This window comes from Pseudoalteromonas sp. UBA6610 (assembly GCF_002433295.1).
GTDB lineage: Bacteria > Pseudomonadota > Gammaproteobacteria > Enterobacterales > Alteromonadaceae > Pseudoalteromonas > Pseudoalteromonas atlantica.
Genome location: NZ_DJHW01000089.1, coordinates 1 through 16,444, shown reverse-complemented (window position 1 = coordinate 16,444; position 16,444 = coordinate 1). Strand labels below are relative to the sequence as shown.

The following is a 16,444-nucleotide window of genomic DNA, read 5'->3' as shown; positions in this document are numbered from 1 at the left end:
AACCTAGTGGGCTAAGTAAAAACCGAGTAACAAAGAGTAAATGCCCCCTAGGCAGAACCCTTCGGGCAGCGCCTGTTTGACATTTATACGTCGTTATCGCCTATTTATGGGGAATAACCACACTACATAGGCTCTACCTTGCCTAAATCCCAAACAGACTGCTGCAAATTAAATCTCGAAAGGTAAACAGGCCCTAGGTTTATAGGCATGTAAAATTTACTTAGCACAGCAGCAATACTTACTTCATGCTGCTTTTTATTTAATCTACCGCACCCTACCTTAAATATATAAAAACAATAAAATCAAGTGGTTAAATTATTTTTAATGGTTGGTTTAATCGTTGCATCTGCTATAGCACCAGTTAAATTTTTTTATTTTATTTATTAAGGATTGATTATGGCTACTGCAACAAATACAAAACCGAATACTGAAACAAACATGAAACCTGATCTTAAACAAAAAGAGAGTGAGGCACCGTTGACTGAAAAAGCAACGTCTGTAGCACACGATGCAGTAGATGCACTTTCAAGCAAGGCATCAGTTGCTGAGTCAAGCGTACGTAAAGGCGCTTCAAGCTCAGCAGAAGCACTAAGCGAAAAACAACTTATTGCTCGTGAAAAACTAACTGAGTGCAGCGCAAAAACGCGTGCTTTTGCCTCAGAAAATCCGCTAGCAACAGCGGGGATTGCTTTTGCGGCGGGTATGCTTGTAACGTCACTATTTCGTCGTAAGTAATAAATAATGAGTAGCTCACAAACAACAGCAACCACGGACGGTAATGCTCAAAATCAAACAACTGATGACCCTAGCCAAAAGGATGATTGGCAGGATCATATAGCAAAGATCATTGAATACTCTGACCAGCTCAAGGAGGATTATAAAACGCAAGGAAAGCTTACCCACCAACTTGCAAAGGCTGAGTGGAAGCTGTCGTTACGATCAATGGCGTTGATCACTATATTTTTAGGGTGTTTTGCCAGTGGTTTGATTTTGTTGTGGGCCGGCTTACTAGGTGCAATTGGCTACGGTGTATATGATTTATTTGGCTCGGTTTGGCTTAGCTTTGCTACTGCTGCACTCGCGCAAATAATTTGTTTAATTTGGCTTTGGCGAAATACCGTATACCTAAGCAATAAAATTGGCTTTAGTAAAACGATTAAAAGTTTAAAGCAACTTTTAAATCTATAAGGAAATAACCATGCTCGTTAATTTTCTAATTAAAGAACCCAATGAGAATGTTGACACGTTAAATAAGCAAATGGATTTACAGCATGCATTAAAGCGCCAGCACCATGCAGCAATAAAGTACCGCTTTAAGCGCTTTGCAGCCACCAAGGTAGGATTGGCATCAGCCTTTTTAGCCGGAGCAACGGTTCAAGCTGGCAAAAGCGAAACCAGCTTTGTGCGAAAATACGGCTGGCTGGTAAAGTTATTTGCATAGCAGCAATTGCATTTATAAAAGCTTTTTTAAAAGTGCAATTGCCGCTTACTTTAATACCTCTTAGTCCAACTCGTCTCTATTATGGTTTTGGCTAAAGTTTAACGCCGGCCCTTTTGGAATAATTTGCGTTGGGTTGATCATTGTGTGGCTAAAATAGTAATGCCGCTTAATATGCTCAAGGTTAACCGTACTGGCTACTCCCTCTATTTGGTATAACTCACGTACATAGTTACTCAGCGCTGGGTAGCTTTCAATGGTGCGTAAATTACACTTAAAATGCCCTACATACACGCTATCGAACCGAATGAGTGTGGTAAATAAACGCCAATCCGCTTCAGTTAATGTGCTCCCCATCAGGTAACGATTTTTACTTAGTATGCCTTCTACTTTATCAAGTGCTTTAAATAACGCAGTAAATGCATCTTCGTATGCTGTTTGTGTGGTTGCAAAACCCGCTTTATACACCCCATTATTAATATTGGTATAAACAAGGTCGTTAATTTCATCAATATCAGCTTGTAGTGATTGTGGGTAATAGTCATCCGTATTATTCGTAATTTCATTAAATGCGGTATTGAACATACGAATAATATCTGCAGATTCATTACTAACAATTTTATTTTGCTGCTTATCCCAAAGCACAGGCACAGTTACTCGCCCACTGTAATTTTCATCGTGCTTAGTATAAATTTGATGTAAGTATTCACTATTAAATAAATCATCGCCGCTACTGAGGTTATCTTTATCAAAGCTCCACCCCTTATCTAACATATCTGGGCTGACTACCGATACGCTAATAATATCGCTTAGGCCTTTTAGCTGTCTGAATATAAGTGTGCGGTGCGCCCACGGGCACGCTAAGGCAACATATAAGTGGTAGCGATTTGCTTGCGCTTTAAATCCGCCGCTCCCTGTAGGTCCAGGGCTGCCATCTTTTGTGATCCAATTACGAAGCTGCGCTGCTTCGCGTTTAAATTTACCATTATTCGAGTCGGTGTCGTACCATTTGTCTTGCCATTGGCCATCAACTAATAAACCCATAATAACCTCCTCAATTAACTATTAAATGTTGCCAAATTCACCGTTTTGATAATCACGCACCGCTTGTTTAATTTCCTCTTGCGTGGTCATTACAAATGGGCCCATATGTGCAATAGGTTGCTCAAGTGGGTTACCCGCTAAAATAAGTATCCCCGCCCCCTTTTGTGAAGATATATCAATGTCACTGTTTTCACTTAATATAAGCAACTTGCCAGCATTAAATGTTTGCTCGTCACCTGTAATAAGCTCACCTGTATGAACATAAATCATCACTTTACGTTGTTTAAGCCCTGCTAACTGCATGCGTGTATTAACGGGGAGAGTAACATTGGCCAGTGCAGCATTGGCCGCTAAGCTTTGCAAACTCGACGTTAACGTAGAATCTTCAAACTGCCAATTACCCGCAAGTGCGCTAAAGCTCACGCCGTGCTTGTTAGTGACTTCAGGCGCTGGATTTTGTGTAGTATCTTGATAACGTGGCGCACGCATTTTTTCGCCACTGGGCATATTGATCCAAATTTGAAAGCCATGCAGCCCCTCTTTTGCATCTGTCAGTGGCATTTCACTGTGCATTACGCCTCTACCTGTACTCATCCATTGTACATCGCCAGATCGGATCGCTTTTTTGTTGCCCATTTGATCTTGGTGTTCAAAGCCACCTTTAATAATGTACGTAAAAGTTTCAATGCCGCGATGAGGGTGCGGTGGAAAGCCACCAATATAGTCACTTTCATTGTTAGACTTTAGCTCATCAATCATTAAAAAAGGGTCGAGATATTTGCCATCAAAACCAGGTATTCGACTTATGTTTACACCATCACCATCTTGGGTGGCGTAAGCAGTTAACACTTTTGCTATGTTCATATTTAAAATACTGTAGTAGATTAATTAATGAGCTTATTAAAGCATTCATAAAACAATACGACTATGTCTTTAAATCGAGCAAAACGTTCTATTTTTTAGAAAATTGAGTGTTTATTTTGATAATTCGTTTATTTGGTATAATAAGCTCCATGATTAAAAACACAGACTTAAGCTGATTTCTAATAACTTTTTAGTACAACCCTATATTTTGTATGGTTATTTTTGGCTTTTATGTCTACAATCACTTTTTAGGGACGCAGAACTTAAGGAAATCTTATTTTTACTTCATCGCTTAAAAGCCAGCTTTACAGGTTACTCATCCTACTTAGCATTCCCGGCGCCGCTGTGACGGTATTTACGCTATGGTATGAGCGTGATGCTGCCATTGAAAAAAGTGAAGAAAGAATAGTAAATATAGCTAAGCAATTGACACAACATCAAAAAACAATGGTTGATGATGTTAAACGTATTACTATTTATTTAGCCGATAAAACAGCAAAAAATGAAACACTCCCCACAACCTGCCCTAATTACTTTTACGAAATAAAAGCCCTTTATAAGAATATTGCAAATATAGGTATTGTTGATAAAAATGGCGATCTACAGTGCGTGACAAATGGTCGTAGTAAAAATATTAATATTAGCGATCGTACTTATTTTCAAAATGCCATTAGTAATAAAAGTTTTTCGGTGGGGTATTTTCAATACGACCGAAGTATTCAAGCGCAAAGTGTCAATTTTGCCTACCCAATTATAGATAGTAATAACCAACTAAAAGGCACACTGGTTACCGTTATTGCATTGAATTGGTGGAATATCGCCTTAAGCGAAGCAAAATTACCTAACAATGCCAAGGCCGTTATTGCCGACTCTAATGGCTTAATACTGGCCAACTACCCTAATCAACCACGTAATTTAGGCCAAAAAATTACTGACATAGATTTACTTCACGATAAAAGCTCGTTAACCGTGTTCAAAAATGCAGAAGGCGAAAACCAGGTTTTTCATCGCTCAGTAATATACAAAGACGGCCATGATAATAATTTAGATATTTATATAGCCGTTTCGGTTGAAGACTTTATTAATAAAGTGAATGAAAGCTTTGCTAAAACCATTTTTGCGTTTTTATCGGCTATTGCCCTGTTGGTGTTGCTAGCTAGGCGCTTAATTAAACAAAGTATATTTAAGCCTATCGCTAATTTAACCAAAGCCACAGATGAACTGGCAAATGGCACTATGCCCAAACATATTAAAAAGCCCAATAGCCCAGAGCTGCGCGCGCTTTATGACCGTTTTGCTGTTATGGCACAAACCCGGCTATCTGCAGAGGCTAAATTAAAAAATAAGCACAACGAGTTAATGAGCTTATTAAATGCTTTACCCGATACCTACATACGTATAAATGCCCAAGGCAAAATCCTTTATATTGGCGGCTATATTAGCCCTGTGCTAAATGTTGAGACAGGCAAAGCTTTAAAATTAGTGGATGTACTCTCTGAGGCCAACGCAGAGTTACTGCTTTCTCAATTAGGTACTTTAGATGGCTCACAAACCATTGAGTTTACATTGTTTAAAAAATCTAAAGAGCACTTTTTTGAGGCAAGAATAAATGCACTCACTAATAATGAATACATTATTGTTCTTAGAGATATAAGCCAAAAAAAGGTCAACGAAAAAGCACTTCATTTAGCGTCGCTTGTTTACAGTAATAGTAGTGAAGGGATGATGATTACAGACCCCGACGGCATTATTTATGACGTAAACCCTGCGTTTTGCGAAACAACCCAATACAGCAAAGAAGAAGCGATAGGTAAAACCAGTCGTATTTTAGCATCTGGCAAACATTCAAAAGCATTTTATGAAAAAATGTGGGCAGAGCTCAGAGAAACTGGCCGTTGGCAGGGTGAGATAATTAATCGTAAAAAAAATGGCGACACCTATAGCGAATACCTCATTATAGATACCGTGTACGATGATAAAAACATGCCTACTCGCCGGGTGGCCATTTTTACCGACCTAACAGAAAAAAAACAAGCTGATGAAACCATATGGCGAAAAACTCACTTCGACCACTTAACTGATTTACCAAATAGGCTAGAGCTTAAAGAGCGTTTAAATAAGCGCTTTGATGAAGTAACAGGCGACAAATGCGAACTTGTTGTGATGCTGCTCGATATTGATCACTTTAAAGATATTAACGACACGTTAGGCCATCATTATGGTGATAATCTACTTAAGTTAGTTTCTCAACGGATAATTCAAGCTGCAATAAACGCCAGTTTTGTCGCACGTATTGGCGGTGATGAATTTGTGATTGTATACGACCATGTTAAAAGCAGTCGCCATATAAACCAAATTGCCAGCAATATATTGCAAAGCCTTTCATCAAGTATACAGCTCGAAGACGAGGAGCTATTTATTAGCGCTAGTATGGGCATTGCATGCGCACCTAGCGATGGCCAAAGTACAGAGCTGCTATTAAAAGCTGCCGACCAAGCCATGTATAAAGCTAAAAATAACGGCCGTAATGGGTTTGAATTTTTTTCAAAAGATATGCGTATTCATGCGCAAGCGCGTATGCAGCTATTAAAAGATTTACGCACCGCCATAGAGCTTGAACAATTTGAGCTATTTTATCAGCCTATTGTGGCATTAAACGATTTGCACATTCATAAAGCCGAAGGGCTTATTCGCTGGCACCACCCTAAAAAGGGGTTAGTCTCGCCGGCGACGTTTATACCGCTTGCTGAGGAAACTAGGCAAATAAATGCGCTGGGCCAATTTGTATTTACACAAGCAATACACACCCTAAAAGAAATAAATACCACCATGGGGGAGCAATTTCAAATTAGTATAAATGTCTCTCCTGTGCAGTTATCAACAATCGATAGCGGAATTGACGATTGGTGTGAGATTTTAAAAGCAGCCAAACTACCCGCCTCCTCTATTGTGGCCGAGATCACAGAAGGCCTTATGGTTAACCCAGAGCCACTAACTCAAAGTCGCTTAAAAACATTAGTCCAGTCAGGTGTGCAATTAGCGCTAGATGACTTTGGCACCGGCTATTCATCGCTCGCGTACCTGCAAGAAATGGATACCGATTACCTAAAAATAGATAAACGCTTTATTGATAATATTAAAGCTGGGAGCCAGGAGCTTGCTTTATGTGAAGCCATTATTGTAATGGCCCACCAGCTTGGCCTAAAAGTTATTGCCGAAGGCATTGAAACGCAGCAACAAATGCAGCTACTACTAAAAGCAGGATGCGACTACGGGCAAGGTTATTTGTTTTCAAGGCCAGTGCCTAAAAAAGAGTTTATGACGTTGCTGAGCAGCAAAAAAATGGTTATTGCCAATAATAAATAAGTAGTTACGCAATAAATAGAGTGCCTACACGGTCAGGTAGTTTAATCAATAGTAAGTAGTAACAAGGTTTAAAATGGCAAAGGCAACACTCGAGCAATGGAGAATGTTTAAAGCTGTTGTAGAACATGGTGGATTTGCCGGTGCTAGCAGCGCGGTATTTAAAAGCCAATCAACCGTGCACCATGCAGTGCAAAAGTTAGAGTCGGCACTGCAAGTAAAATTGCTTGAAGTAAAAGGCCGTAAAGCGTATTTAACCGAAAACGGTAAGCTTATATTGCGCCGCGCCGAATTTTTAATAGATGAAGCCAGCAAAATAGAATCGGTTGCTAATACATTAAGCGAAGGTATTGAAAGCACATTAAAAATAGCGGTAGATGAAGTGTTTCCGCAGCATTTATTGTACCAAGCGCTAAGCCATATTAATGAGCAATACCCATTGGTAAAAATAGAACTGATAGAAAGCGTACTTAACGGCGCAAACGAATTACTTACCAATGCAGTGGTCGACTTAGCAATTACTTCTATTGCGCTTTATGGCATTAATTGCCATAGTTTGTGCGATATAGAATTTATTGCCGTTGCGCACCCTGATCACCCCTTACACCAGCGCACTGAACCACTGACCTACAGAGAGCTTAAATTACACAGGCAAATAGTTGTTCGCGATTCGGCCACCCACACCAACCACGACGACGGCTGGCTTGGGGCAGATATGCGCTGGACAGTGAGTCACTTACGTAACTCTATTGATATGGTTAGCCAAAACTTTGGTTATGCATGGCTGCCTAGTGCACAAATTAAACCTTATCTTAAAAACAACACTCTTAAACCCCTTAATTTAGAGCAAGGTACAACCCGCTCCTTAAAGCTTTATTTAATGTGCACCGACAATGACCGTTTAGGCCCCGTTGGCCAAGCATTTACTCAGCATCTCATAAGCTTGTGCAATGACGAGCCGGGTTAAGAGTTTGTCGGCTCATCTACATCAAGGTGATCAGCAACATAGGCACCGCGTTTACCGCGTTCTTTAGCGGGGCCTTTGGTACTATCTTTCGCTGTTTGTTGTTCGGTTGCCGCATTTATTACCGCCCCAAGCGTAATAATATAGGCACTTATATAGAGCCACATTAGCATAATCACTACCCCGCCTAACGAACCATACGTTTCGTTGTAGCTTGCAAAGTGAGACACATAAAACGAAAAACCAATTGAGGCTAAAATCCATAATACAGTCGCAATACACGAGCCAAGTGTGATCCAACGCCATTTAGCGGGTTTTCTGTGTGGTGCATAGCGATACAAAAGCACCAATGCAAAATTAAACATAAAGGCGAGTAATGGCCACGATATTAACTTTATTAGTAAGTCTATACTTTCTTTTAAGCCCACTAAATTTAGTACTATGGGTAAAATACCTATAATTAGCAAAGCAAAAATAGCCACTAAAATAGCCCCTACAGAAAATAAAAAACGTACTAACTGAGCATGAAAAAATGAGCGTTTTTCGTATTCATGATAACTAATATTACAGGCAGTAATAAGCGCTTGGCTGCCTTTAGAGCTACTCCAAATAGTAAGAATAAGTGTACCAATTGCACTTAAGCTTAAACTGGCGTTTGAGGTTTGAGCCAAGCTCGAGACCTGAGATAAAATTAAATCGCTCGTGCTTTGCGGTAATAAGGTAACTATTTTACTCAGGTGTTCACTAATATCGGTGGGCGATGAAAAGTACGCATACACAGAAACCATTGCAGCAATAGCAGGAAAAATAGCAAGTAAGGCATAAAACGCAACGCCCGCTGCAACCAGCGATAAGTTGTCTTGGCTCATTTGCTTAAAAATACGTTTGGCTATGTCCCACCAACCAATAACCGGAATGTGCACTGGCTGCTCGGCATGTTGTCCCCGTTTAGGTTTGCTCATTGTTTGCTCCTTTTTAGCCTATTATCGAGCAAAAAGTTTGCCAAGCTGTGCTTTTGGCATTGGTATTAAACTTGCTGCTTGCTAGATTATTTAAAATACCAAGGTAATACGCCATGAACAGCCTTATAACTATGCTAATTGCAGTGAACACCACGGCTGTGAATGCCTTAAACACCCCAGAAAGCGTGCTCAGTTGGCAGTATTTATACGCCCAAAGTTTGCAATTACTTCACGCAACAGCGCAAATATTACCCACTCTTTTATTAGGTTTTATACTTTTAACTATTAGCTACTTTGTCGCCAGTCCTTTGTCTAAGCTGTTAGTAAAACCGCTCATTTATATGACCGACAGTAAACTTGTGCACTTAGTGGCCAAACGCGGGATTAGCATTTTAATTTTATTGCTGGGCGTGTATTTATTTTTACGTTTAGCAGGACTTACCGAATTTGCTATTGCCATTATGAGCGGTACCGGATTAATAGGCTTAATATTGGGCTTTGCCTTTAGAGACATAGCAGAGAACTTTATTGCTAGCTTGCTGTTGAGCGTTCAACGGCCATTTAAAATAGACGATGTAATAGAAGTCGATGGCCGCTTAGGTGTGGTTAAAAAGGTCACCGCTCGCGCAACCACCTTAGTTGATTACGATGGCAACCATATACAAATACCTAACGCCACGGTTTATAAAAATACCATTAAAAACCTAACTGCAAATCCAAAAATGCGTGCCAAGGTGGTGATTGGCATAGGTTACGATAACGATATTCGTTACTGCCAAACACTCGCCCTTGAAATTGCAAACAAGCAAACGGGTGTTATTACTGAGCCACCAGCACAAGTGCTGATCAATAATTTAGGCAGCTCAACAATTAACTTTAATCTGTTTTTTTGGGTTAACAGCGAACAACATAGTCCGTTAAAAGTGGCCTCGCAGTTAATGCGTGAGCTAGTAACCGAATTTACAGCGCAAAACATCAGTATGCCAGATGATGCCCGCGAGCGTATTTTACTCAGTGCACCTGATGAGAGTGATACACAAAAGCCCACCAACAAAGCTGAGCAACCTTTAACTGCTCAGCAAAGCTCTAAGCAGCTGCAGCAGCAAAATGAAACGGTTGATGATGTAAGTAGTGATACCGACGAAATTCGTGATCAAGCCGAAAAATCACGGGATCCTGAACAGGGTAAAAATATTATCTAAGTTAAACGTATAAGAAAAAATAAAACCACATACAGCCAATTTACAACTTAATAATGTTTTAAACCCTAAAAAATCAAAAAATATGATTAATTAATGCATTAAATATAACTTTTGTTATATCAATAATAAAAGTTATACACCTATCAACTCATTGATTTTAAATGAGTTATTTATAAACCATCATTTAAGCCGCCTTTAACCCGCCTTTCATTATTAATAATTATTCAAAAAGCTATATTAACAACCCACCAACCAAAAACAATAAAACCAATAACATTCAATACGTTATTAACAAAACCGTGCTTGGCATTATTAATGCAATAACAATAATCTAACAACTTTAGAGCTTAATTATGCACGAGTACAAACAACCCCTATCTAAAAAGGCTAACGAAAGCTTGTCCATAAAATTGCAAGCCCCTTGTGTGGCCTGTGCACGTGCCAGTGCAATATGCGCGTTAACGCCCTAAGCAAAAGTTAAATAGCTCCCACTAAATATTATAAATAATTGGAATAACACTATGACCAATACAACAAGTATTAATAACAACGAGCCTAAAAAAATGGCGCTCTGGCTAAAAATACTCATAGGTATGATAGCGGGTATTATTGCCGGCATGCTGTTAGGCAATAATGCTGAATATATAAAACCAATTGGCCAGCTATTTATTAGCGCCATTAAAATGTTAATTGTACCGCTTATATTTTGCTCATTAATTGTTGGTATTACCTCAATGAAAGACACCACTAAAATGGGTCGTATTGGTGTTAAGTCAATCGTATTTTATTTAGCCACCACCGCAGTAGCTATTTCGATTGGTTTGGGTCTTGGGTTGTTGTTTGAACCTGGCGCAGGCTTAAATATGGTTGCAACCACAGTGGCTGATGCTAAACCAAGCCCTACCTTAGTAGACACCATTGTAGGTTTAGTACCAAAAAACCCAGTGGGCTCATTAGCCTCTGGTAATATTTTACAAATTATAGTGTTTGCGTTGAGCTTAGGCATTGCTTTAAACCTAATTGGTGAAAAAGGCGAACCCGCTAGCAAAATGTTTGAAAGCCTAGCCGATGCAATGTACAAATTAACTGAGCTTGTAATGAAGCTAGCACCATACGGTGTATTTGCATTAATGGCTTGGGTATCTGGCAAGTACGGACTGGATGTTTTACTGCCACTTAAAAAAGTAATTGGCTTAGTGTACCTAGGCTGCATTATTCACGTTTTAGTGTTGGGTGGCGGCTTTGTAGGCTTACTAGGCAAGCTTAATCCACAGCGTTTTTATAAAGGTATTATTGAAGCGCAAATTATTGCTTTTACCACCACAAGTAGCTCAGGTACTTTACCTGCCAGCATTAAATGCGCCACTCAAAACTTAGGTGTATCGCGTACTGTATCAAGCTTTGTACTGCCAGTAGGCGCCACTATTAACATGGATGGCACCGCTTTATACCAAGGCGTATTAGCACTGTTTATTGCCCAAGCCTTTGGTATTGACCTCACCACAACAGATTACTTAACCATTATAGCTACAGCTACTTTAGCCTCTGTAGGCACCGCTGGTGTACCCGGTGCAGGCCTTATTATGCTTTCGCTAGTACTGACCACCGTTGGCTTACCACTTGAAGGCATTGCAATAGTTGCCGGTATTGACCGAATTTTAGATATGGCGCGCACTACCATAAATGTAACTGGCGACTTAATGGTTACTTTATTAATTGGTAAAAGCGAAGGCGAGCTTGACGAAACCCTTTACAACCAAGATAACACAGCGGCTCAACCCGCTAAGCAATAACCCTCGATTTAGTAATTTTATAGAGAACAAACCATGACTAGTAAACTTATCTATTTACCCGTTGCATTAGGTGTTATTGCCTTAGCTAAGCCAGCCCATGCTGATATTACAATTGAAGGTTTAAATGGCCTTGAAGCCGTTAAGCTATTTGGCGATATGCGTATGCGCTTTGAGCGCACCGAAGGCGATACAATTGACTCAACAAGCCGCGCCCGTTTGCGTGCCCGATTTGGTATTAAATACGCAGCTACCGATAACTGGTCAGCGCAAATGCGCTTTAGAACAACCTCAAGCCAACACGATTCAACCCATCAAACCTTTGGTATCACCGATACCAGCGATAACGATGACTTTGGTTTAGACCGCGCCTTTATGAAGTACACAGGGCTTAGTAACACCCAAGTATATATTGGTAAAGCGGCACCCGTTTATATGCATTCATCAGAGCTGCTTTTTCGTGACGATATAGCGCTAGAAGGTGTACAAGCTAACTGGAGTAACAATACGTTTAGCGTTAATGCGGGGCATATTATTCTTGAAGAAAACGTCGATAATGGCGAAGGCAAGCGCGATGCTAGCTGGCAACAGCTACAAGGTGTATATGCTACAAGTTTTAATAACATTAACCTTAAAGCCGGTATTGGCGGAATTTTTGTTAGCGCCTCAGATACTGCCTATGCCAGTGCTGAGTCGGGTCTTGATGATGACCAAGCAGGCAACGTAATGACCTACAACCTTGATGTACGTTATGGCCCAGTGCGCTTTGCAGCCGATTACTACACAAGTGAAGCCGACAGCGAAAATACAGCGTTTACTGTACATGCTCGTTATCAAATTAATAAACAGTTTGGCCTGCGTTTTTACGTGCTACGTACCGAAGCCTATGCATTGCCTATGAACGGCGCGTTTACGCAAACTAATACTCCGGGTTCTTATACCAATATTAAAGGCACACGTGTACAGCTAGATTACAAAATTGCAGAGAACCTAAATGCCGATTTAAGATGGTTTAGCGTGGATAATATTAATAACGATATACCCACTAACAACAATGGCCGCGATCGCATTCAAGTAAACCTAAACATGAAGTTTTAGTACTAAGGCATGTTGACCAATCGTGATTAAATTTACAGTAGTGAGTTTAGTATTTAGCAAAAGCGATTATTAAGCCTACTCGCTTAAAAGCCAGCGCCTTGCTTAAACTGCCCTAGCTTGAAAAACGTTAATCTACACAGGTCAACATTCTCTAAATAGGCCCAACCAATAAAAGCGATTTAATAGCCGATATTAAATCGCTTTTATTTTATTAAACAGCCTTAAAAAGACATAACTGCCTTACAAAAAACCTTAATTAACAATTAATTTATTCTTATTTAGTTTAAAGTATAAATAGATAAGACTTAAAACCATGATAAATTCGTTAGTACCTAATTTATATAAAATTAAAATACAGACTATAGTCCCCTGCTGCCAACTAAAAACAACCTTTTTGCGGCTGTAAAAGGAACATAAACGCCATTTTATTTGTACTGTTTAGACAATTTACTAACGCACTACCACAACTAAAAAATGCAGAGGTTTACTCACTTGTTTATTAAACAAAACGCTTGGTTTTATGTATTAAAAATAGCGCTACTAAGCCTACTGGGTTTCAATAGCCTAAACTGCATTGCACAAGCTAATTTATCGCAGCCAAAACAAATTATAGTGGGCGGAGATTTTAACTACCCCCCTTATGAGTTTATTAACGAAGGTGGTGAACTTACAGGTTACAACGTAGAACTTAGCCAAGAAATAGCCGCTGTAATGGGGCTTAATATAAAAATAAAGCTAATGCCCTGGGCCGAAATAAGAGCCGAGTTTGACCGTGGAAATGTGGATATTTTACAAGGCATGGCCGCCACACCCGAGCGCACCGATCTGTATAACTTTAGCCCGCACACGTTTGTTAACCACTCTATATTTGCGCGCGACAATAGCCCTAAAATAACGCACTACAGCGAGCTTGAAAACTACCGCGTTATTGTACAAAGCAATGGCTCGGCATTTGATATGCTTAACCACTCAGGCTTAAACATTACCCTTATACCGGTTGAAACCCATGCCGATGCCCTGCGCTTGCTTGCCTCTGGCCGCTATGACTTTGCAGTGGTTTCAAACTTACCCGGTTTATATTTAAGTAAAAAATTGGGGCTATCAAACATCACTGCTATTTCTAGCCTAGAAAGAAACCGGCTTTATGGCTATGCCACTAAAACCGCAGATGAAGCGCTGTTATCGCAATTTACTCAAGGCTTAGCTATTTTAAAAAACACCGGCCGCCAGCAAGAAATTTACGATAAATGGTTTGGCCCGTTAAACGTATCACCTTGGTCTAAAGCCGGCGTAATAGCGGGTATATGTGTAGTGGTGCTGCTACTAATTAGTACCGTGGTGATAATTTGGAACAAAGCCCTGCGCAAAAAAGTAGAAAGCCGCACCAAAGAGCTACAAGCCCAGCAGTTACAGCTACTTCATGCAGATAAAATGGCCTCTCTGGGGGTGTTGGTTTCGGGAGTAGCTCACGAAATTAATAACCCATGTAGTATTTTAACGTTAAATTTTCCGTTTATAAAAGAAGCCTTTGAAGATGCAACAGACATACTTGATGAGCATCAAGCACGCCAAGGCGACTTTCTTGTTGCCGGTGTAAGCTATCAGCGCTTTAAACATATGCTGCCAGAAATTTTAGACGATATGCACATTGCCAGTAACAAGGTAAAAGGCATAGTAGAGGATTTAAAAAGCTTTGCTGTAAAAGGTGAAGCATCGCATGAGAAAACTGAGCAGCTAGATTTAAACCTACTAACAAACCGCTCTATTCGCTTAGTCACAAATCAAATTAAAAACTCTACAAACCACTTAGAGGTTAACTTAGCCAACTCACTGCCTGCGTTTAAAGGCAGCGGCAGCCGCATTGAGCAGGTAATCGTTAATTTAATTTTAAATGCCTGCCAAGCGCTTGAAGACAAATCACAAAAAATTATTATCACCAGCTATTTCCATACTAAACACAATCAGGTTGTGCTGAGCATTGAAGATCAAGGCGTAGGCATTGATCAACAGCACTTAATTAAGCTCACCGACCCGTTTTATACCACCAAACGACAATCTGGCGGCACCGGCTTAGGGCTTTCTGTATCAGCGGGGATCGTGGCAGATCACCAAGGCCACCTCACCTTTAAATCAACCCTCGGTAAAGGCACAAAAGTAAAGCTATCACTACCCTTATTACAACACGAGAGTGAACTATGAATACTAATTTATATCCTAGTTTTGAGGTCCTCATTTGTGATGACGACAACAGCTTTTTACGAAGCATATCGTTTGCAATAGAGCGCTACTGCGGCATTAACAACATTGTACAATGTAATGATAGCCGCGATGTAATTGCCAAACTAAACCAAGGGAATGTTCGCGTTGTATTGCTTGATTTAAACATGCCACATATCAGCGGTGATGAGCTTATAGCGCAAATTACAGAACTTTTTCCGCATATTTCGGTGGTGATCATCAGCGGCATTAACCAAGTAGAAGCCGCTGTAAAATGTATAAAATTAGGTGCTTATGGTTATCATGTAAAAACAGAAGATCCAGAACGCCTAAGTAATAGCATAATGCAAGTGGTGCGTTTTCAAGAGCTAAACCTAGAAAACCAAGCCATGCGCGGCTATCTGCTAGAAAACCAAACAAGCCTGCATCCTGCGTTTTCTAAAATTATCAGTGTAGATCATCAAATGCATTCGGTGTTTAATTACATTGAGTCTATATCAAATAGCCAACAACCCATTCTTATTACCGGAGAAAGCGGCGTAGGAAAGGAGCTTATAGCCAGAGCCATTCACGAAACCAGTAGCTGCAGTGGCGAACTTGTGTGTGTAAACGTAGCCGGCCTTGACGATAACTTATTTTCGGATACCTTATTTGGCCATAAAAAAGGCGCTTTTACAGGCGCTGAGCAAGCCCGCAAAGGCATGATAGAACGCGCATCAGGCGGGATACTATTTCTTGATGAAATTGGCGATTTAAACCTGGCCTCGCAAGTAAAGTTATTAAGGCTTTTGCAAGAAGGCGAATATTACCCAGTAGGCAGCGATACCCCAAAGCGCATCAACGCGCGCATTATTGCAGCCACCCACCAAAACTTACTCACTAAAAAAGAAAATGGCGAATTTAGAAACGACTTATACTACCGTTTAAAAATTCATCATGTAAATATTCCGCCGCTTAGAGAGCGCAAGCAAGATATAGCCTTATTACTAGAGCACTTTTTAACGCTTGCCGCACAAGAATTTAATAAACCGGTGGCAAGTATTCCAAAAGAATTATTAATTTTACTCGAAAACTACGCTTTCCCGGGCAATATAAGAGAGCTGCGCGCCATGGCCTTTGATGCAATGAGCACCCACCAAAGCGGCGCACTGTCTATGAAAGCGTTTGAAAGCGTACGCAGCGCCGTGCCTAAATTAGATATGCAAGCCCAGCTTGCAAAGCCCTTATTTGAGTCAACATCAACGCTACCCACTTTAAAACAAGCCGCAGAATTACTGGTAGCAGAAGCTATGAAACGTAGCAACTCAAATCAATCAATGGCAGCGCAACTACTCGGTATATCGCAGCCAGCACTCAGTAAGCGACTTAAAAAAGGACAGCCTGAGCCTTAAAAAAAAAAGTACTTCATCAAATTTTAGGCACAAAAAAGCCCGCAGCGTCAACTGCGGGCTTTTTTGTTGAATGAGTGAGTTAGCCTATAAGCCGGGTTCTGTCCTTTCCGA

Annotated in this window: 13 protein-coding genes; 10 read left to right on the top strand and 3 right to left on the bottom strand. The window is 40.3% G+C overall.

Annotated features, from left to right (window positions below; all coding sequences use genetic code 11):
* The first annotated feature begins 396 nt into the window (after positions 1-396).
* From B4F91_RS11770 to B4F91_RS11760, 3 genes are read left to right on the top strand one after another with little or no spacing between them, the layout of a single operon-like run.
* A complete protein-coding gene (locus B4F91_RS11770) occupies positions 397-735 on the top strand; it encodes a hypothetical protein (RefSeq protein ID WP_004589131.1) in 339 nt (112 codons plus the stop codon).
* Between the two features lie 6 nt (positions 736-741).
* Positions 742-1,188: a hypothetical protein gene (locus B4F91_RS11765; RefSeq protein ID WP_004589130.1), complete on the top strand. Its 447-nt coding sequence runs from the start codon at positions 742-744 to the stop codon at positions 1,186-1,188.
* Positions 1,189-1,198: 10 nt separating this feature from the next.
* On the top strand, positions 1,199-1,441 hold the full coding sequence (locus B4F91_RS11760; RefSeq protein WP_004589129.1) for a hypothetical protein: 243 nt from the start codon (positions 1,199-1,201) through the stop codon (positions 1,439-1,441).
* 60 nt (positions 1,442-1,501) lie between these two features.
* Here B4F91_RS11760 and B4F91_RS11755 read toward each other — a convergent pair whose 3' ends face one another.
* Both B4F91_RS11755 and B4F91_RS11750 read right to left on the bottom strand, forming a co-directional pair.
* On the bottom strand, positions 1,502-2,482 hold the full coding sequence (locus tag B4F91_RS11755) for a glutathione S-transferase family protein (protein ID WP_286937972.1): 981 nt from the start codon (positions 2,480-2,482) through the stop codon (positions 1,502-1,504).
* A 21-nt stretch (positions 2,483-2,503) separates the two neighbouring features.
* Positions 2,504-3,346: a pirin family protein gene (locus tag B4F91_RS11750; protein WP_121637956.1), complete on the bottom strand. Its 843-nt coding sequence runs from the start codon at positions 3,344-3,346 to the stop codon at positions 2,504-2,506.
* A gap of 345 nt (positions 3,347-3,691) precedes the next feature.
* On the opposite strand from B4F91_RS11750, the gene B4F91_RS11745 reads away from it, so the two are divergent.
* Positions 3,692-6,712 carry a bifunctional diguanylate cyclase/phosphodiesterase gene (locus B4F91_RS11745; RefSeq protein WP_286937970.1) on the top strand — a complete coding sequence of 1,007 codons (3,021 nt, stop codon included), beginning with the start codon at positions 3,692-3,694 and terminating at the stop codon, positions 6,710-6,712.
* Between the two features lie 73 nt (positions 6,713-6,785).
* A complete protein-coding gene (locus B4F91_RS11740) occupies positions 6,786-7,676 on the top strand; it encodes a LysR family transcriptional regulator (protein WP_286937969.1) in 891 nt (296 codons plus the stop codon).
* On the opposite strand, the gene B4F91_RS11735 is transcribed toward B4F91_RS11740, so the two are convergent.
* Positions 7,673-8,635, bottom strand: a complete 963-nt coding sequence (locus B4F91_RS11735; RefSeq protein WP_004589124.1) for a YihY/virulence factor BrkB family protein — start codon at positions 8,633-8,635, stop codon at positions 7,673-7,675. The genes B4F91_RS11740 and B4F91_RS11735 overlap by 4 nt on opposite strands.
* A 131-nt stretch (positions 8,636-8,766) precedes the next feature.
* Here B4F91_RS11735 and B4F91_RS11730 point away from each other — a divergent pair, with 131 nt between their 5' ends.
* The 5 genes from B4F91_RS11730 to B4F91_RS11710 all read left to right on the top strand — a co-directional run bounded on the left by B4F91_RS11730 (position 8,767) and on the right by B4F91_RS11710 (position 16,333).
* Complete coding sequence (locus tag B4F91_RS11730) at positions 8,767-9,837, top strand: mechanosensitive ion channel family protein (RefSeq protein WP_052026279.1); 1,071 nt, start codon at positions 8,767-8,769, stop codon at positions 9,835-9,837.
* A gap of 521 nt (positions 9,838-10,358) precedes the next feature.
* Positions 10,359-11,630 (top strand): dicarboxylate/amino acid:cation symporter, encoded by a 1,272-nt coding sequence (locus B4F91_RS11725; protein ID WP_286937968.1) that lies wholly within the window; start codon positions 10,359-10,361, stop codon positions 11,628-11,630.
* A gap of 33 nt (positions 11,631-11,663) precedes the next feature.
* Positions 11,664-12,725, top strand: a complete 1,062-nt coding sequence (locus tag B4F91_RS11720) for a putative porin (RefSeq protein ID WP_248462240.1) — start codon at positions 11,664-11,666, stop codon at positions 12,723-12,725.
* A 492-nt stretch (positions 12,726-13,217) separates the two neighbouring features.
* The gene (locus tag B4F91_RS11715; protein WP_286937966.1) at positions 13,218-14,924 is read left to right on the top strand and encodes a transporter substrate-binding domain-containing protein; all 1,707 of its coding nucleotides are present in this window, start codon (positions 13,218-13,220) and stop codon (positions 14,922-14,924) included.
* Positions 14,921-16,333 (top strand): sigma-54-dependent transcriptional regulator, encoded by a 1,413-nt coding sequence (locus tag B4F91_RS11710; RefSeq protein ID WP_004589118.1) that lies wholly within the window; start codon positions 14,921-14,923, stop codon positions 16,331-16,333. The genes B4F91_RS11715 and B4F91_RS11710 overlap by 4 nt, the downstream gene beginning before the upstream one ends.
* The last annotated feature ends 111 nt before the right edge of the window (positions 16,334-16,444 follow it).